Here is a 17,893-nt window from a genome sequence, read left to right on the forward strand (position 1 = left end):
CACCATTTCCGATGTTCACCGATTCCCACTGCCACCTCACGTTCCCCGAGTTCGCGGACCAGATGCCGCAGATCCGCGCCGCCATGGCCGCCGCGCAGGTCGACCGGGCGCTTTGCATCTGCACCAAGCTTGAAGAGTTCGACGACGTGCAGGCGCTGGCCGCCAGCTACGACAACTTCTGGGCCAGCGTCGGCGTGCACCCCGACAACGAGGACATCGCCGAGCCCAGCGTGGAAGACCTGGTGCGGCTGTCGGCCAGGCCCCGCGTGGTCGCCATCGGCGAAACCGGCCTCGACTACTACCAGATGGAGGAACGCAAGGGCGGACGCAGCATCTCCGACATGGAATGGCAGCGCGACCGCTTTCGGGTGCACATCCGCGCCGCTCAACAGACCCGCAAGCCGCTGATCATCCACACCCGCGAGGCCTCGTCCGACACGCTGGCGATCCTCAAGGAGGAGGGCGAGGATGGCGCCGGCAATGCGGCCGGCGGCGTGTTCCATTGCTTCACCGAAACCGCCGAGGTGGCGCGCGCGGCGCTCGATCTGGGTTTCTACATCTCGTTCTCCGGCATCCTGACCTTCAAGAAGGCCCAGGATCTGCGCGACGTAGCCGCTTTCGTGCCGCTGGACCGCATGCTGATCGAGACCGACAGCCCTTACCTCGCGCCCGTGCCGTACCGCGGCAAGACCAACAATCCGTCGTACGTGCCATTCGTGGCACGGCAGATCGCCGAACTGCGAAAAGTGCCCGTGGAGGCCATCGCCAAAGCCACGAGCGACAACTTCGAAACGTTGTTCAGGGACGTTAAATCATGAAGAACTACATCAAAAAATCTCTTTATCTCATTGTTTTTGCTGCATCTTTTTCAGTGCATGCCGGTTCGTTCGAAGACTTCTTCCGGGCCGTGCGTGGCGACAACGCCAGCGGCGTGCGCACGCTGCTGCAGCGCGGTTTTGATCCGAACACGCGCGACGAACACGGCCAGACGGGTTTGCTGATCGCATTGCGTGAGCCTTCGCCGAAAGTCATCCAGGTGCTGATCGAGTCGCCTCAGACCAATGTGGACCTGGCCAACGCCAAGGACGAAACCCCGCTGATGCTGGCCGCGATCAAGGGCCAGCAGGACCTGGTCACGCAACTGCTGAAGCGCGACGCTGCGGTCAACAAAACGGGCTGGACGCCGCTGCATTACGCCGCGACCAGCGGCCAGTTGACCATCATGAAGGTGCTGCTCGACAACTACGCATTCATCGACGCGCAATCGCCCAATGGCACCACGCCGCTGATGATGGCTGCGATGTACGGCTCGAGCGAGGCGGTGAAGCTGCTGCTGGCCGAGGGCGCGGACACCACGATGAAGAACCAGCTGGGCATGACGGCCGTCGACTTTGCCAACAAGGCGAACCGTCCGGAAGCGGCGTCGTTGATCACTGCGGCGGCGGCAGCCAAAGCCAATGCGCCCAAGGCGATTCCGAAGGACGGCAAATGGTGAAGCCGGCGGGCGCCATGTTGCTGGCGTTTGGACTGATGGGTTTCGCGTCCGGCGCGATGGCGCAGCACTCGATCTACAAGTGCGTACATGGCGGCAAGGTCGCTTATTCGAACGAGCCGTGCCCGGACGCGAAGAAGGTCGAGGTCAAGCAGACGAAGGGCGTGAACTACGAGGGCCGGGGTTCGGGGAGCGCGCTGAAGCGTTGATACCGGCTGGGGGCCTCGTTGTGTTCATCTGAAATAGACACAATGTGCATTATGTTAAATCATAACGGCCGATCGCCATGAGTTCGTCGTCAACGCCCTATCGCCATGGGCGTCCGTCATTCCACCGCGAACCAGTTGAAAAAGTGTTCCGCTGAGCAGTACGCGACGAGCGGCTGCAGCGGAAAGGCCCGCCACGGAAAATCAACGGTACTCGGCTGAAGTGCGTCAAGTACAAGATCGGCGACCCCGGGCTTCAACTGATGGCGATGATTCAAGACCTGTCCCCAGATGGAACTTCCGTTCAAATGGAGCGGCCCCTCTGCGGGTACGAGCGACTCGACATACGCCGGCGGGAAGAGCCGCGTATAGGCTTGAGTGTGATAGAGCCACGAGAAGCCGAGAACCTGTTGAACGTCGGGGTGCTGCCGACGAACTTCTGCGAACAGTGCTCGCAACTCCGCATGACGCTCGTGCGTACTACTGCTAGCAAGAGGGCTGCTGCGCCGATGGCGTGGATCCGGCATGAAGTGAAGTCGCAGTGTCCTGTCTGCACCGCCGGGGTCGTAGCTGAAGCATCCGAATGGTGATTGCCGGACTGTGGGCGCGGCGCTTGCAGCGCTCAGCGTCAGGCGCAAGAGATCGCGATGTTGCGCGCAGGACGGAATCTCTTGCAAGAATGCAGCCCAAGCGCGATCGCCCGCGGGCCCCCAAAGACCGAATCTCCGACGCAAATTCGTGCATTTGCCGATCGCGTCTGCAACTGGGACATCGGTCAGCGCGCAATAGCGTTCGGCGAACCGCAACTGCAGGTCAAGGTAAGCCTCCAACGGACTGATCGTCATGACGCGATTATTGGCTCGACCGTTGGATTGGACTGCGGGGGGACAAAGTAGTTGGCCGGCACCCAACCAGCTTGCGCACCGCTCGTCAACACGGGATTGCTGCTTGCTTACGGGCTCCGTTCAAAGTGATGTTCATGGGACGACCCCGTGATGGGCGGATGGGATGGCCTGCGGTCATTCTTGGGCGAGCGGCTGCGACCGACCTTGCGCAGGATCAATCCCGAGCCCCCCGCGCGGCGCAAGCACTGCATCGACCGGCCTCACTTCGTAGAGCAGTTGCCCATGGATTCCGGCCAAAGAAAGCTCTTGCGTCAGCACTGTGACAAGACTGGGTGCGCAAAACTGGGGCAACTGCTCGAATGCGGCCCAGCGGAACCCGTCCATCTCGGGGCGACGTCGTCCACGGCGGTCCATGTAGAAGCTGGAACACACGCAGGATTTCGCCCCGAAATGCCTCACCAGCACCGCAAAGAGCCGAAGCTCTTTGTCCCGGCGGTAGGGAAAAAGTCCAATCTCCCTCAGCTGAGCAGGCAGCAACCGGAGGCCGCATTCCTCGAACGCCTCACGCACGGCGGTCTGCGCGCCCTGCTCCTGCCCATCGCTTGCGCCCTTGGGGATGTCCCAATACCGGCTGTCGGTCGCATGGCAAAGCAGCAGTTGCCCTGCTGCATCGAACACCAGAACGCCACAGCTGGTCGACTTTTCCATTGCACAAGCCTCACGGCATCCGTACGGTGGCATCGCTCGCGCCTCGCGCCACGGGGGCACGTTGCGGACCGCGCGGAAGAATCGGCACGTAGCTGCGGGCCGAGCCGCGCATGACCAGCAAAGCGACGGTGTCGCTCTCTCTGATGGACTGGATCGCCGCATCGAAATCCGCCAGGCCGGCCACTTGCACATCGTTGACCGCGATCAGCATGTCGCCGTAGCGCAATCCCGCCCGCTGAGCCGAACCCGAGGCCGATTGCACAACGAGACCGGGATCCAGAAGGCTGATGCCCAGCACACCCTTTCGCTCCGAGAGTTCGAGCCCGAAGCGCGTCTCTTGCGGCAAGGCACGTGCGGCCAGCCGGGGCGCGAGGTCCGGTGGGATTTCGGCCACGCCTACCTGCATCGTCAACGGCGTCTTGTGGCGCCAGACTTTCAGTGCGAGCAGGCTGCCCTTGCGGGCTCCGGCTACACGATCCTGTATGTCGGCATAGGGCATTGCGGCAGCGCCATCGACGGCCAGCACCACGTCGCCGCTGCGAAGCCCTGCCAGCTCGGCGGGGCTGTCCGGGTCGACGCGCACCACCAGCGCCCCCAATGCGGTATCGAGCCCGAAGGCCGGCGCGAGTTCGACGGTCAGGGGCTGGATACGGGCACCGATATGCCCCCGCATCACCCGCCCGGTGATACGAAGCTCGTCCGCAATGTGCATCGCCGTGTCGATCGGCAGGCTGAACGACATGCCGGAGTACCCACCGCCGGGCGAGTAGGCCATCGAGTTCATGCCGACCACCCTGCCCCGTTCGTCGAACAACGGCCCGCCCGAGTTGCCCGGGTTGAGCGCGACGTCGGTCTGTATCAGCGGCACCCCGCTCCCACCTGACACGTAACGCGGATTGGCGCTCACCACGCCGGCGGTCACGCTGCGCTCGAAGCCGAAGGGGGCGCCCATCGCGGCGACCCATTCGCCCGGGCAGAGCTCGCTGCTGCGGCCCACGGTGACGACCGGCAAGTCGGACGCCGCGACCCGCAGCAGCGCCACGTCGGTGCGGCGGTCGATGCCAACCACCTCGGCATCGAAGCGGCGCTGGTCCTCGGTGACGATGGAGATCGCCTGGGCACCGGTCACCGCGTGCGCACTGGTCAGGATGTAGCCGTCGCGGCGGAAGATGAACCCCGACGCGAAACCGCGCTCCACGCCGCGGCCCCATTGCGTCGGTGCGCGCTGATCGCTGGCGGCAACCCAGTCGTTGCCCGTGCCCGCGACTGTCACGCTCACCACCGCAGGCGACTGACGCGCCGCGGCCGCCACGAAATCAGAGCCTTGCAGTCCCGACGACGTGCGCTCAAGGCACGACGATCGCGTCTGCGACCAGGTGCTCGTTCCGCCCGCCAGCGCGAATGCACCGAAGGCGGCCACGATCACGCCCCGTGCCAGGGTTGCGGCACTCATTCAACGCACCAGCAAGACCGGCACCGTGCACGCAGCCAGCACCTTGGTGGCAACCGACCCCAGCACCAGGTTGGTCAAGGTGCCATGGCCCCGCGAACCCATCATCACAAGATCGAACTGCCCCTTCTGCGCGAACGAAGCTATCTCCTCGGCGGGGTGGCCGATGCGGTGCTCGAAGCGGGCTTCGATGCCGTTCCTGGCCAGCAACGCGCGCACAGGCTCGAGCACCACCCGCGCATCGTCTTCGTAGTACCCGTGCACGATGTCCGGCCCTGCGAAGGCCGCGGCACGGTGCGGCACCGGCAGCACCGCATGGAAGACCGTGAAGGTGTGGCCCGCATTCGCCCAATCCTTGTGCGTGGTCAGGTAGGACAGCATGCGATTCGTGTAGTCGCTGCCATCGACGGCAAGCAGGATTTTCATGATGGTTCCTTCGGCGGAGACGTTCCCCGGTGCAAGGATGGTCCTCGCGCACCCGGCGCCTCGCCTTGCGCCAAATCAAGAAATCCGATGGCTCGCAGCACCTCGGCGCGACACCGCCGGTACTTGATGCAGCGCAAGGTCGCGGCTTCCGACGCTGCCTACATTGACTGTCCATGAACGCAGCAGAGGCAAGCATGAACAACGTCCTGGTGATCGTCTATTCCTACACGGGCACTTCCCGCCGGGTCGCGGAGCTCCTGTGCAGCCAGCAGAACTGGCACATCGCGAACGTCACCGAGGTGCGCCCTCGCAGCGGCGCCCTCGGCAGCTTGCGTTGCGTGCTCGACTCGTTCTTCCGGCGACAGCCCGCCATTCGCTACGACGGTCCGCCGCCCAGCGACTTCGATGCCGTCGTGCTGGTGTCGCCGATCTGGATGCTGCAACTCGCCGGCCCCATGCGCAGTTTCGTCGCGCGCCAACGCCAGCGGCTGCCCGATGTCGCCGTGCTCTCGGTCATGGGTGGACAGGGAGCACCGAACGCTGCAGCCGAGATCGGCAAGCTCCTGGGCCGCGCGCCGATCCTGAGCTCCTCGCTCACGATGCGCGAGGTCGACGACGGCAGTTGTGCGGCCCGCCTGCAGGCCTTCGGCAGCGCTGTGAGCAGTGCCGAAGATTCGCAGGCAGTGGTGCGCCCCGTGATGCTGTCGCCGCAATCGATCTGAAGGCCGAGTCCGGATCGACGTGGCCAATTTTCTCTTTCAGACAGGTGTGATACATCGCACCGCCCACCTCGCGTGGACGCTTGCCGCTGGCACTTCGCTGCTCTGTGCCTGCGCCGCGCCCAGACCTGTGCCTCCTTCGGCCCCTCGCGGACAGATAGCGGCCGCGACCGAGCCTGTTGCGGCGGGCACGAGTGGCTTCTCGTCCCTGGTTGCAAGTCGCAGCAAGTCGGTGGTCGATATCAGCACCCTGCGCATCGGACGCGACGAGACCCCGGAAGACATCGAACTGGAAATCGCCCCGGAGCACGACTTCGCCGACCGGCTGGCCTGGCCCCTGCCGGCGAGCGCGCGGATCAGCCAGATCCGCGACCTCGCCTCGGGCGTGATCATCCGCAGCGACGGCCTGATCCTCACGAGCGCCCACGTGGTCACGAACATCGACGAGGCCCAGGTCCAGCTGGACGACGGGCGCCGCTTCACGGCGCGCGTGGTCGGCGTCGACAAGCGCACCGACGTCGGCCTCCTGAAGATCGATGCGAGCGCCCTGCCCGTGGCCGTCATCGGCGACTCCTCGACACTCAGCCCCGGCGACTGGGTGGCTGCGATCAGCTCGCCTTTCGGATTTCACGGCAGCGTGACGGCGGGCGTCGTCAGCGCTGTCGGGCGCGTCATGGGCGGCGCTGGCGAAATCCCCTTCATCCAGACCGACGTCGCCATCAATCCGGGCAGCTCGGGCAGCCCGCTGTTCAACAGCCGCGGCGAGGTCGTGGGCGTCAACTCGATGATCTACAGCGGCAGCGGCGGCTACATGGGCCTGTCTTTCGCGGTGCCGATCAACCTGTCGATGCGCATCGCCAACCAGCTGCAGGAACACGGAGCGGTGCTGCGGGCCTACCTGGGCGCCGAATTCCAGGAGATGACGCCCGCGCTGGCCCAGTCCTTCGGCCTGCCTGCTTCAACAACGGCCGGCGCCCTGGTGGTCCGCGTCGAGGCGGGCAGCCCCGCGGAAGCTGCGGGCCTGGCGCAGGGAGACGCGGTGCTGGCCCTCGACGGCAAGCCTCTATTGCACTTCATCGATCTTCCGCAGCAGATTGCGCAACACGCGCCCGGCAGTCGGCTGCAGCTCGAGGTGTGGCGACGCGGCGCTGCCCGCGTGCTCCAGGTCGCGCTGGTCGTCCAACCCGCCGTCGCCGGCACCTCTTTCGCGGCCGCGGCGCCCGAATGGAACGACGGCCTGGGCTTGAGCGTGGGCGATCTCTCCCCCGCGCAGCGGCTGCAGTTGCGCATCGACAGCGGCCTGATGGTGCGTGAGGCCGGCGGCCTCGCGCGCAGCGAAGGCATCCGTGCCGGAGACGTGGTCGTGGCCATGAACACAACGAAGCTCTATCGCCCGGAGGACTTCAAGCAAAGCCTTGCGCGGGTGCCTCCCGGAGACACGGTCGCGCTGCTGGTGATGCGCGACCGCCGGCTCGCCTATGTGGCGATCCGCCTTCCGGCCTCGCGCCGTGGCCGCCTCTGACCGCGGCGCAACACCTCCATCGCAGCCATCGCATCTCAAGGACGACACACCATGAAACACCTCGACGCAGCCGACCGCCGCTCGCTTCATCTGCAGCTCGACATGCTGAAGCGGCAGGTTCTCGACGAACTCCGCGCCTCGGTGCCCACGGCCCAGCTCCTGGAATCCGGAGGCGGTCGCGAAGTGACGACCCATGCCGACGAAGCCGAAGCGGAGCGCGCAGCCGACGTGCATCTGGCCGAGATCGAGATCGATCGCACCAGGCTCGAAGCGATCGAACTGGCGCTCGCACGCCTGGCGGACGGACGCTACGGCGTCTGCGAAGACTGCGGTGCCGAGATTCCGCGTGCGCGGCTGTTCGCGCAGCCCACCGCCGTCCGGTGCGCGGCCTGCCAGACGAGCGTGGAAACAGGCCACCGGCACTGAAGGGGCGAAGATCCATCACTCGCCGTCGTTCTGGCGGCGGGTTCTGGCCTTCATTCCTTCTTTGACTTCTTTGCTTTCGTGCCCTTCTCCTTCCGGTCAGACAACGGCTTTCCTTCCTTGGCCTGCTGGCGGTGTACACCGTGGAGCAGCGACTTCTTGACGCCCCCGGTCCCGGCTGGGTGCGCCGCGGCGCGGCATGCCGCCGTTGTGCGACGCGCCGGGCACCTACGTGCTGGTGCGTTGAGCCGGCAACCGGCTCAGAGGGCCGGTCCCAGGCCGATGGGCGCGGGAACGATGTTCACGATGCGCGTGAAGAGCGCGTTGTATTCGAGATCGGGCACGTGTCCGGTCATCGGGTCGCGGTTCTGGGCGAAGGCTTCGTCCAGGTCGCGCCAGTCGTTCTCGGTCAGCACGCGCTCGGCCAGCGGCAGGATCTCGCGCTCCTCCAGCGCCATGTGGCTCAGGTAGAAGTCGACATACTCGCCGACCGTTTTCTCGAATTCTTCGCGCCGCGACTCACCCAGCATCTCGAACGCGAGCAGCGCGTGCTCGACGTTGCGGATCCTGCGCTCACCCTTGGCATGGTCGCCGTCGAGCTTGTCGAGCAGATCCCGCGAGATCGGCGTCCTGGCGCGCAGCTTGGGAAACAGCAACTCGGTTTCCTTGCGGTGGTGGCGCTTCTCCGGAAACTCGTCCACGTAGAAGAGCATGGCTCGCAGCGTCGCGAAATCGGGCAAAGTGCCCTGCTTGCGGTGTTGCTCGAGCAGCATGACGATGGAGCGGAGCATGGCGGCGAGCGCGGCGTGCTCCTGGCGAATGATGCGAACGGTGGCGTGGGTCATGAGGGTTGTCCTGTGCATGCCTCAAGGGTGGCGCTTTCGTTCGCGCGCAGGCTTGTTCCAGATCAAGCCCTGGCCGTCGGCAGGCCCCGCGCTTGATCAATGTCAAGCCGCGCGGAGCGCCCGTGCGGATACTGGACCGATCCACACCACAAACCGGAGTCGTGCCATGTACCAGCGAATTCTTGTTCCCATTGACGGCAGTTCCACATCCAGCCATGGCCTGGCCGAAGCCATCAAGCTGGCAAAGCTCACGGGCGGGCGCCTGCGCCTGGCGCACGTCATCGACGAGTTGTCCTTCGCGCTGGCCATGGATGCCTACGCGGGCCATGCCGGCAATTGGCTCGAAGAACTGCGCGGCAACGCCACGAAGCTGCTCGAGGCCGCGCGGGCCAAGGCAGTCGAGGAAGGCGTCGAAGCCGACACCGTATTGCTCGACAGCTTCAAGGGCACCGTGTACGACCAGGTGATCGCCGAGGCGGAAGCATCGAAGGCCGAGCTGATCGTGATCGGCACTCACGGCCGTCGAGGACTCGGCCGCTGGGTCATGGGCAGCAGCGCGGAGCACATCCTGCGCCTGTCGCCCGTGCCGGTGCTGCTGGTGCGTGCGCCCGAAAGCGCGAAGACCGAACACGAGCGTTTCACACTGCCGAGCGGAACGCTCGCCAGCCAGTGAGGGTTCAGCGGTTCGCGGTCGCGGCGCGCCAGCGCGCTGCGACCAGCGCGATGTCTACGGTGTCTTCGGTGGAGACCTCGATGGCCAGCGCGCGCTCGTTGGCTGCCAGCGGGTCTTGCCATTCGAACTGACGCTCCAGCACTGCGAGACCGGCTTCCGAGGCGTCCGTGCCTGCCGTGTCGCGCTCGGCCACGCGGCGGCGCAGCGTGGCCGGGCTTGCGCGGCAATCCAGGATCGTGAAAGGCACGCGGAGCTCGGTTGCCAGGGCTTCGAAGCTGCGTCGCTCGGCGCCGCGCAGGAAGGCCGCGTCCACGATCACCGGATAGCCCGCAAGCAGTGCATCGCGGGCGCAGGCGCGCAGCCTTTCGAAAGTCTGCCGCGTTGCCTGCGCGCCGTAGATGTCGAGCCCAAGGGCGGCGGAGCGCGCCAGCGGATCGAGGCCATACAGCCGCTTGCGCTCCACGTCCGATCGCACGCGGACAGCGCCCGCGGCGCCCAACAGTTGCAAGGCGACGCTGGATTTTCCTGAGCCCGACAAGCCGTGCGTGATCATCAGGCGGGCGCCCTCCTCCGGCTGCACCGTCATCCGCGTTGCGCAGGCCAGGTAGTCGGGCCGGGCCTCGCCATCCGGGGGCCTTGGACCCAGTCCCGTGGCCATGGCCCGCACCAGCGCCCGATAAACCTCGTAGAAGCGCCACACCTGCAGGGCCGAGTAGTCACCGCTGTGCTGCATCCAGGCGTCCAGGAAGCGGAGTGCGAGATCGTCGCGGCCGTGGGCCTTCAGGTCCATGGTGAGGAATGCAAGGTCGCTCATCACGTCGATCCAGCGCAGCGCCGGGTCGAACTCGATGCAGTCGAAAGGCATGAGCGCACCGTCGACCAGGACCACGTTGGCCATGTGCAGATCGCCATGGCATTCGCGTATCGAGCCGCCCTGCTGGCGGGCGATCCATGCCATGCGCAGCACCTGGCCTTGCTCCCGAACCCACGTCTCCAGTGCTGCAAGGGGGGCGAGGCGGCTTTCGCCGCCCTGCGCCCGCAACGCGGCCAGCGCATCCGTAGCTGCTCGAACGATCGAGTCAGGACTGCCGAAGCCTGACACCGGCGTCGCTCGCTCCGCTGCCGCGTGCAGGGCCGCCAGCCGCTGCGCGAAGCCGTCGAGCAGCGCGGGCTGCAGCCGGTCTTCCACCAGCAGGTCGCGCAGCAGCGACGACCCCGGGAATCGCAGCATGCGTACCACGTGGTCGATCACCGTGCCGGCGCCGCCGATGCGCGGCGACTCGCGCGTGCCGCAGACCGGTGCCACGTCGATGTAGAGCGAAGGAGCAAAGCGTCGGTTGAGGCGCAGCTCCTCCTCGCAGAAGTGCTTTCGGGCCTCGACGCTGCCGAAGTCCAGGAACGGCAGGCGTACCGGCTTCTTGAGCTTGAAGGCCTGCGTCCGCGTCAGCAGCACCCAGGAAATGTGCGTTTCGACCAAGACCACGGGTTGCCCGGTCTCCCGCTGGAGTTGCTCTCGCAGTGCGTTGACCAGTGTGGTGTCCATATGGCTTGTTTGCGATTCAATGACGTTTGGAGATGGCGAAAAGGCGCCAAAGCGACCAGCCCGCAGGAAGCACGACCCACAAGGCCCACGGCGAAGACGTATCCGGCAGGCCGAACAGGGCCCCCACGCCAGGCACCGCCGTCAGCATCCCCCAGACCACGCACACGCCAACCAATAGAGCATTGAACACCGTGTTGGTGTGCGTGAGCCGGACACTGGCGCCGCGAAACCACACGAGCAGCAGCAGGTTGCCGAGCACGATCGACCCGAGGCTGGCCGTGCGCAGTTCCTCGTGCGTGGCCCCCAGCGCGCGGCAGCCCCATTGCACCAGCGCCACGCCAACGAAGACCAGGGCCCCCATCGCGAACGCGCGGGCCGCCGAAGCCATCGAGAACAGCGCGTCGTCCCGGGGACGCGGCGGCACCGTCATGCTGTCGTCGGGCGCCGGCTCGGCCTCGAACACCAGCGAGCAGGCCGGGTCGATCAACAGTTCCAGCAGCACCACGTGCAGCGGCAGCAACAGCACCGGGCCGCCCATCACGACAGGGATCAGCGCCACGCCGACGATCGGCACATGCACCGCGAAGAGATAGCCCAGCGCCTTGCGCAGGTTCGCGAAGATGCGCCTGCCGGCGCGCACTGCCTCGACCAGCGAAGCGAAGTTGTCGTCCAGCAGCACCAGCGAGGCAGCTTCGCGCGCAACATCGGTGCCGCGCAGGCCCATCGCGACGCCGATGTCGGCAGCCTTGAGCGCCGGTGCGTCGTTGACGCCGTCGCCGGTCATCGCCACGATGTCCCCCTGCCGTTGCAGAGCCCGCACGATGCGCAGCTTCTGCGCGGGATCGACCCGCGCAAAGACCTGCACGTCGCGTACGCAGCGGCGCAGTGCCTCGTCGTCCATCGTGGCCAGCGCCTTGCCACTCATCACCTGCCACTCGCTTCCATCGATCAGCCCGGCTTGCTGCGCGATCGCGCGGGCTGTGAGGGCCGCGTCTCCGGTGATCATCACCACGCGAACGCCCGCGCGCCGGCATTCCTCGATGGCGCCGGGCACCTCCGCGCGCAATGGGTCCATGAAGCCGAGCAGGCCCAACGGCGCCAGGCGCAGCCCGCCGGGCAGCGCGGCGTCGTCGCCGGCTTGCGCCGCATGCCCCTCGGCCACTGCGAGCACCCGCAGGCCAGCCGCGCTCCATCGGTCGGCGGTTTCCCACAGCCGTTGCATCAGCGCCGGCTCGGCATCGCAGAGCCCGAGCACGGCCTCCGCTGCGCCCTTGACCGCCACCGTCTGCCCGGCTTCGCCGGGCGCCTGCCACCAGTGCACGACATAGGGCATGCCGTCGCGGATGCCGCGGCGCGGGCCGGGCGTCCAGCCTGCATCGCCGCCGGCCAGGCCCGCGGCTTGCGCGGTGGCGCGCACCGCGTGGTCCATGGGCTCGACGCCGCCCGTGCTGCTGGCGCGCAGCGCGCCCGCCAGCAGGCGATGAAAGCGCGCGGCCGGCTCGCCCGCGCCCGGGTTGCATTCCGCCTCCATGTCGTACAGCGCCGTGAGCGCCATGCGGTTGTGCGTCAGCGTTCCGGTCTTGTCCACGCAAAGTACCGTGGTGGTGCCGAGCGCCTCGATGGCCTGCGGCTGGCGGGTCAGCACGTTCGACCTTGCAAGGCGCCAACTGCCGAGCGCCAGCATCACACTCCACACGACCGCGAACTCCTCGGGGATCAGCGACATTGCCAGCGTCAGTCCTACCAGCAGGCCCTGCGTCCACGAGCCCTCGCGCAGCGCGAACACCGTTGCCGCGACGACGCAGGTGAAGGCCGCAAGCCAGGCGACGCGCCCCACCAGCTGGCGCAATTCCTCCTGCAGCCGGCTCGCACGGGACGCGAGCTGGGAGATCGAGCGGTGAATGGCCCCCAGTGCGGTGTGCGCGCCGGTGCCGGTCACCTCGGCCACGCCATCGCCGCGCACCACCAGGCTACCCGCGAAGAGCCGGCCGCCCTCGCCTTCGACGTTCGCGTGCTTGCCCTGCGGCATCGATTCGCCGGTGCGCAAGGACTCGTCGACCTGCAGCCCGACGGCCTCAACGATCCGCGCATCGGCGGACAACCGGTCGCCCTCGTTCACCAGAAGGCGATCTCCGCGCACCAGCTCGCGGCTCGCGATGTGCAGCGCGCGCCCCTGCCGCACGACCGTGCAGCGGGGGCTGGAGAGCTCCTTCAGCGCTTCGAGCACACGCTCGGTCCGTTGCTCCTGATAGATCGACAGCCCGCCCACCAGCAGCACCGAGAGCGCGAGCATGCCGGCGTCGCCCAGGCTGCCGAGCAGCGCATACAACGCGGCGGTCGCCAGCAGCAACAAGAACATCGGCTGCGTCAGCGCACTCCAGGCGATGCGGGCCAATCCCTTGCGGGAGACGGAGGGCAGCACGTTCGGACCGTCGCGGCGCAGGCGCTGCGCGGCCTCGGAATCGGTCAGGCCCTGAGGCGGGTTGTCGGTCACGATGGGTCCTGGGTGTCTTGCGTCAAGCGTGCCGCCATCGGCCGCCGCGGCCATCCGCGTCAGTGCGCCATCAGGACCGGCACCGTCATCTGCGCGAGGATCTGCCGCGTCACGCCGCCCAGGATCCGCTCGCGCAGGCGCGAATGGCTGTAGCCGCCCATCACCAGCAGGTCGGCGCTCAGGTCCGAAACCCGCGACAGCAACGCGTCTGCGACGTCGATTTCGGTCACCTCGGACTCGGCACGCGCCTGCACGCCGTGCCTCAGCAGGAACTGGATCATGTCCGATACCAGCAGCTGCTGCGTGTTGTCTTCGTCGCGCGGGTGGCGCAGCGACAGGAGCGTGACGCGTGTCCCGCGCCTCATCGCCGGCAATGCCGCCTGAAGGGCCATGGCGGCTTCACGCGAGCCGTCCCAGGCCGCAACGATGTTCTTCGGGATCCCCCCGAACGCACCGGCCGAAGGCACGACCAGCACCGGTCGCCCCACTTCCATCAGCACCTGCTCGGCAAGCCCGCGCACCGTGGTGTCCTTCCTGTTCGAGTCGTCTTCCTGTCCGAGCACCACGAGATCGCTCGCGCGCCCGTACCGCACAACGGCGTCCACCGTAGCGCCATCGACCAGCCGCACCTCGTACGACAAGGGCCCCGATCCGGCGATGCCTTCCCTGAACTCGCGCGCGATAGCCTCGGCTCGCCGATGCAGATAGTCGGCCGACTCGACGATGTAGTCGGTCATGCCGGTGGCGATGGCGTCGGCGGGAATCACGCCGTCGTACAGGCCCGTGGGCACCAGCCCGACCAGGTGGCTCTCGTGCGCCCGGGACCACTGGGCCGCCATCGCGGCGCACACTGAGCTGCGGACCGAATGGTCCAGGTGAACGAGGATGGTTTTGAAGTTCATGGATGCCCCGCAAGGTGGTGCGCCGCGTCCTGGCGCAGGAAATGGACGTCAGACAGATGTTTGTGCCCCGGGAGCGCGCGGGGGTTGACGGCGATCAAACCAACGCCGGGTCAGTGCTTCAGCACGCACTTGTCGTACAGATGCGGTGCGCGGCCTTCGGGGTCGTAGCGGCGCTTGAGCATGGTGTAGGTGCCCATGCCGTAGGCGCTGTCGAATTCCTCGCGGGTGAAGAAGCTGTCCGAGTAGAGCGACTTGATGCCCCCCAGGCGCAGCACTTCCTGTTCGACCAGGCGGTTGAAGTGCCCCGCTTCATGCGCTTCGCGGCGCTCGACCACGTCCCAGAAGCCGAAATTGACGTGCAGCGTGCCCGCATCGAGCGGGTACAGCGCAAAGCAGGCGCCAGGGTCCGGCACATGCAACGGGCAGATCCAGACCGGCAGGATGCCGATCTCGCGCTGCAGGAAGTCGAGGAAGGCCGGCGCCGAGCGGATCGGGACGTCGACGTCCTGGATCACGGATTCGGTGTGCAGCCCGTGACATGCTGCCAGGCGCCTTGTCACGCTCCAGCGGGCATTCAGGCGCATGAGCCGCGTGTAGGTACGGGAGTTGAGGTGCTCACGGCCGAACAGGCGACGCACCAGCGGGTTCTGCGCGCCGAAGTTGCGCGAACACCAGAACCAGTCCGTATCCCAGCGCCACAGGTAGTCGTGCACGCTGAGGTAGTCGACCGGCATCTCCAGCAGCGAGCGGTAGTAGATGCGCTCGAACTCGTAGTTGCTCAGCCAGGGGGCGGTGTTCTCGAAGCGAGCGATGTTCAGCACCATCGACCGGGGGCCGAACACTACGCCGTCGACAAAGTCGGCATCGCCCTCGCAGGCCTCGGCCAGCGCCGCGAAGAATTCCTCGGGATGCTCGTATGCGATGTGCTCCACGCGCACATAGGGCTGCACGGGCAGCGTGCGCAGCACCAGCCGCAGTGCGTAGCCGAGCGAACCGTAGGAATTCGGAAAGCCGAAGAACAGGTCGCGATGCGCGTTGTCGGGGGTGCAGTGGACGATGCGGCCGTCCGGCAGCAGCACGTCGAGTTCCAGCACCGAGTGGTGGACCAGCCCCTGGCGCATCGATGTCGCCTCGATGCCCACGCCCGCTACCGCCCCGCCCACGGTGATGGTCTTGAGCTGGGGCACCACCGCCGGCATCATGCCGTGCCGCAGCGTTGCAGCCACCAGAGCCTCGTAGGTGGCCATGCCTTCGACCTCGACCGTGCTGCATGCGGTATCGATGCCGATGACATGGTTGAAATCGCCGAGGTCGATGAGGCGCCTCGGACCGGCCTGGCGGTCGCGGAACAGGTTCGACGTTCGCTTGGCCAGCGCGATCGGCGGCGCCGGCCCCACGCCGTCTTCGCGCATGGCCGCCATGAGGTGGCTCCTGCGTTCCGCGTGAGCCAGCGCCTCAGTGCTGCGGTTCATACAGGTGCTCCCTGCCCATCGGGTAGCTCTGCGGTGTCACATTGCCCTTGCTGAAGACGATCTGGAACAGGTGCGTGTAGCCCGCCTGCGAGCGGAACATCTCGGCGCAGCCGATCAGGTAGGTGCGCCAGATGCGCCGGAAGCGTTCGTCGAAGCGCTGCGGGTCGAGGATCTGTATGGCAGGCCAATGCGTCTCGAAGCGTTCGGCCCAGGCATCGAGCGTGGGTGCGTAGTGCCGGCGCAGGTTCTCGATGTCGAGCACCTCCAGGCCGCTGCGCTCCATTTCCACGATCACGTCGGCCAGACTGGGAATCCAGCCGCCGGGAAATACGTGCTTGCGTATGAAGAGCTCCGTCTCGAAGCGCCCGACGTGGCCGATGAAGTGCAGGATGCCGAGCCCGCCGGGCTTGAGGAACTGCGCGTGCGCCCGGATCACCTCGGGCAGCTGGTCGCGGCCCGCGTGCTCCAGCGTGCCGATGGATACGACCTTGTCGTACTGCTCGTCGACGTCGCGGAAGTCGGCTTCGCGCACCTGCAGCGAGGCTTCCAGTCCGCGCCGCTCGATCTCGTCGCGCAGCCATTCGACCTGCTCGGTGGTGGTGTTGAGGCCGACGCCGGTGGTGCCGATCTTTTCCCGCGCGCGGAACATGAAACCGCCGAAGCCGCAGCCGATGTCGATGAAGCGGTCTTCGGGCTTCAGCATGATCTTGCGGCACACGTGGTCGATCTTGCGGCGTTGCGCTTCCTCCAGGCTGCGGGTGCCCTCGGGCCAGTAGCCGCAGGTGTACATCATCAGTGGATCGTCGAGCCACGGCCGGTAGAAGCCGGTGCCGAGGCCATAGTGCGCGCGTGCGTTGGCCTTGGCATGGGCCGGGTCCCGGTTGGAGTGGCGCAACTCGTGCAGGCTGTTCTCGATGCCGTTGAGCGCACCGGCCTGCTGGTCGAAGCCGGCGGTCATGCCGGCCGCCAGGGCGGCACCGAAATCGCCCTCGACGTCCACTTCCTGGTCGAAGTAGGCGTCCATCAAGCCGATGTGGCCGCGCGTCGCCGTGGCGAACAACGCGGCCTCGGTATGGAAGGTGATGGTGAAGACCGGTGGGCCCTCGCCCACGCCATGGCGACTGCCGTCGGGCATCACAACGGCGAAGCGCGTCGCGGCGCGCTGGCCGATGCCGTCGAGCATGTTGCGCAGTGGAAGGGACAGCATCGCGCGCCTAGCCGTCCAGCGGTACGCCGCCGCCGAAGCGGCAGATCCACTGGTCCGTGAGTTCGCGCTGCACTGCGCCCATCGAGCGCTGCCAGGCCGCCAGCATTTCCCATTGCTCGCGCTGTGCCAGCAACATGCTCTTGCCGACGGCCATCTGCCAATTCATCACGGATTGAAGGTAGCCGGCTCCGAATGCAGTCGGGACCGTCGGAGTTATGGAAAAGGCGTCGTTGGGCATGAGAAATGTCTCCATGAGCTGAAAGTTCGTTCTGGGCGCGGGCGATGCTTCGTCAGGCCGGTGCGCCGCGGATCGCACTGCGCAGGCGCGCCGAGGCCTGGCCGACTTCGGCTTCCACGGCCTGCCATTGCGCCGCGTCCGCGGCCTCCATTTCGGCCATCTTGTCTTCCACCACCTGCTGGCGCTGCCTCAGCTCGAGGATCTGCAGTTCCAGGTCGACCCTGCTTTCCGCACTGCGATGGGCGGAGATGCGCTCCAGCCGGGCGATGGTCTGCCGGGCCCTGTCCACATCCTTCTGCGCCTGCTCGACGATAGTGCTCTGCGTGCGGGTGATGGGGGCATGAACAAAGGCTGGCTGCGCAGCCAGCGACAGCCGGTCCGTATCCGGAAGCACAAGGCGGCTTCCGTGCACCTGCAGTTGCGCCGCGGGAACGGCGACGAGGCGCCTGGATGCCCCGAGGGGATTGCCCGTGACGACGATCAGGAAGGTCACGTGCTTGTCGGTGCCGACGATCAGGTCGAGCGCCTTGCCAAGCGTATCGCCCGACGCGTTGTACACGGGCCGTCCGAGGATGCTCTGCTTCGCGCTCCATCCAGCGATCACCTGCTCGGTTTCGGCGGTCGTGGAGCCCAGCCGCCTGGTACCGGCCACCTGCGCGCCCGCAGTACTGGCGAGCGCGAGCGCCATGCCCAGAACGGCGATGTTTCCAGCTCTCTTCATGGGAGCT

General features: G+C 66.7%; 19 protein-coding genes. 7 read left to right on the top strand and 12 right to left on the bottom strand.

The features are described from left to right. Positions 1-11: 11 nt before the first annotated feature. The 3 genes from AC1DFC_RS08385 to AC1DFC_RS08395 are packed head-to-tail and all read left to right on the top strand — an operon-like array spanning position 12 to position 1,701. The gene (locus AC1DFC_RS08385) at positions 12-818 is read left to right on the top strand and encodes a TatD family hydrolase (protein WP_007827710.1); all 807 of its coding nucleotides are present in this window, start codon (positions 12-14) and stop codon (positions 816-818) included. Continuing rightward, on the top strand, positions 815-1,495 hold the full coding sequence (locus AC1DFC_RS08390) for an ankyrin repeat domain-containing protein (RefSeq protein ID WP_007827713.1): 681 nt from the start codon (positions 815-817) through the stop codon (positions 1,493-1,495). Before AC1DFC_RS08385 ends, AC1DFC_RS08390 begins: the two co-directional genes overlap by 4 nt. Then, complete coding sequence (locus tag AC1DFC_RS08395; protein WP_007827714.1) at positions 1,489-1,701, top strand: DUF4124 domain-containing protein; 213 nt, start codon at positions 1,489-1,491, stop codon at positions 1,699-1,701. Before AC1DFC_RS08390 ends, AC1DFC_RS08395 begins: the two co-directional genes overlap by 7 nt. A gap of 116 nt (positions 1,702-1,817) precedes the next feature. Here the strand turns inward: AC1DFC_RS08395 and AC1DFC_RS08400 are convergent, their stop codons facing one another. From AC1DFC_RS08400 to AC1DFC_RS08415, 4 genes are all read right to left on the bottom strand, one after another. Continuing rightward, entirely contained in the window at positions 1,818-2,543 is a 726-nt protein-coding gene (locus AC1DFC_RS08400) for a hypothetical protein (RefSeq protein WP_478178959.1), read from the bottom strand. 174 nt (positions 2,544-2,717) lie between these two features. Continuing rightward, on the bottom strand, positions 2,718-3,251 hold the full coding sequence (locus tag AC1DFC_RS08405; protein ID WP_478178960.1) for an NUDIX hydrolase: 534 nt from the start codon (positions 3,249-3,251) through the stop codon (positions 2,718-2,720). 10 nt (positions 3,252-3,261) lie between these two features. After that, positions 3,262-4,704: a trypsin-like peptidase domain-containing protein gene (locus tag AC1DFC_RS08410; protein WP_007827720.1), complete on the bottom strand. Its 1,443-nt coding sequence runs from the start codon at positions 4,702-4,704 to the stop codon at positions 3,262-3,264. Further along, positions 4,705-5,127: a universal stress protein gene (locus tag AC1DFC_RS08415; RefSeq protein WP_007827722.1), complete on the bottom strand. Its 423-nt coding sequence runs from the start codon at positions 5,125-5,127 to the stop codon at positions 4,705-4,707. A gap of 194 nt (positions 5,128-5,321) precedes the next feature. Here AC1DFC_RS08415 and AC1DFC_RS08420 point away from each other — a divergent pair, with 194 nt between their 5' ends. The 3 genes from AC1DFC_RS08420 to AC1DFC_RS08430 all read left to right on the top strand — a co-directional run bounded on the left by AC1DFC_RS08420 (position 5,322) and on the right by AC1DFC_RS08430 (position 7,794). Further along, a complete protein-coding gene (locus AC1DFC_RS08420; protein ID WP_478178961.1) occupies positions 5,322-5,849 on the top strand; it encodes a flavodoxin family protein in 528 nt (175 codons plus the stop codon). A gap of 229 nt (positions 5,850-6,078) precedes the next feature. After that, on the top strand, positions 6,079-7,368 hold the full coding sequence (locus AC1DFC_RS08425) for a trypsin-like peptidase domain-containing protein (RefSeq protein WP_007827726.1): 1,290 nt from the start codon (positions 6,079-6,081) through the stop codon (positions 7,366-7,368). Positions 7,369-7,419: 51 nt separating this feature from the next. Beyond that, the gene (locus AC1DFC_RS08430) at positions 7,420-7,794 is read left to right on the top strand and encodes a TraR/DksA family transcriptional regulator (protein ID WP_007827728.1); all 375 of its coding nucleotides are present in this window, start codon (positions 7,420-7,422) and stop codon (positions 7,792-7,794) included. A gap of 257 nt (positions 7,795-8,051) precedes the next feature. On the opposite strand, the gene AC1DFC_RS08435 is transcribed toward AC1DFC_RS08430, so the two are convergent. Beyond that, a complete protein-coding gene (locus AC1DFC_RS08435) occupies positions 8,052-8,636 on the bottom strand; it encodes a hemerythrin domain-containing protein (protein WP_413311937.1) in 585 nt (194 codons plus the stop codon). Positions 8,637-8,802: 166 nt separating this feature from the next. On the opposite strand from AC1DFC_RS08435, the gene AC1DFC_RS08440 reads away from it, so the two are divergent. Then, positions 8,803-9,309, top strand: coding sequence for a universal stress protein (locus AC1DFC_RS08440; RefSeq protein WP_413311936.1), 507 nt, complete (start codon positions 8,803-8,805; stop codon positions 9,307-9,309). Between the two features lie 4 nt (positions 9,310-9,313). Here AC1DFC_RS08440 and AC1DFC_RS08445 read toward each other — a convergent pair whose 3' ends face one another. From AC1DFC_RS08445 to AC1DFC_RS08475, 7 genes are all read right to left on the bottom strand, one after another. Beyond that, on the bottom strand, positions 9,314-10,852 hold the full coding sequence (locus tag AC1DFC_RS08445; protein ID WP_478178962.1) for a bifunctional aminoglycoside phosphotransferase/ATP-binding protein: 1,539 nt from the start codon (positions 10,850-10,852) through the stop codon (positions 9,314-9,316). A gap of 16 nt (positions 10,853-10,868) precedes the next feature. After that, positions 10,869-13,346, bottom strand: coding sequence for a cation-translocating P-type ATPase (locus AC1DFC_RS08450; RefSeq protein WP_478178963.1), 2,478 nt, complete (start codon positions 13,344-13,346; stop codon positions 10,869-10,871). 59 nt (positions 13,347-13,405) lie between these two features. Next, positions 13,406-14,248 carry a universal stress protein gene (locus AC1DFC_RS08455; protein WP_413334487.1) on the bottom strand — a complete coding sequence of 281 codons (843 nt, stop codon included), beginning with the start codon at positions 14,246-14,248 and terminating at the stop codon, positions 13,406-13,408. 110 nt (positions 14,249-14,358) lie between these two features. Further along, on the bottom strand, positions 14,359-15,720 hold the full coding sequence (locus AC1DFC_RS08460) for an FAD-binding oxidoreductase (protein WP_478178964.1): 1,362 nt from the start codon (positions 15,718-15,720) through the stop codon (positions 14,359-14,361). Further along, positions 15,704-16,927: a class I SAM-dependent methyltransferase gene (locus tag AC1DFC_RS08465; protein WP_478178965.1), complete on the bottom strand. Its 1,224-nt coding sequence runs from the start codon at positions 16,925-16,927 to the stop codon at positions 15,704-15,706. Before AC1DFC_RS08465 ends, AC1DFC_RS08460 begins: the two co-directional genes overlap by 17 nt. 7 nt (positions 16,928-16,934) lie before the next feature. After that, positions 16,935-17,093 (bottom strand): hypothetical protein, encoded by a 159-nt coding sequence (locus tag AC1DFC_RS08470; RefSeq protein ID WP_478178966.1) that lies wholly within the window; start codon positions 17,091-17,093, stop codon positions 16,935-16,937. A 124-nt stretch (positions 17,094-17,217) separates the two neighbouring features. Further along, a complete protein-coding gene (locus tag AC1DFC_RS08475) occupies positions 17,218-17,886 on the bottom strand; it encodes a PRC-barrel domain-containing protein (protein ID WP_413334493.1) in 669 nt (222 codons plus the stop codon). Between the last annotated feature and the right edge of the window lie 7 nt (positions 17,887-17,893).

The sequence above is a fragment of the Variovorax sp. 10L421 genome (assembly GCF_056395365.1).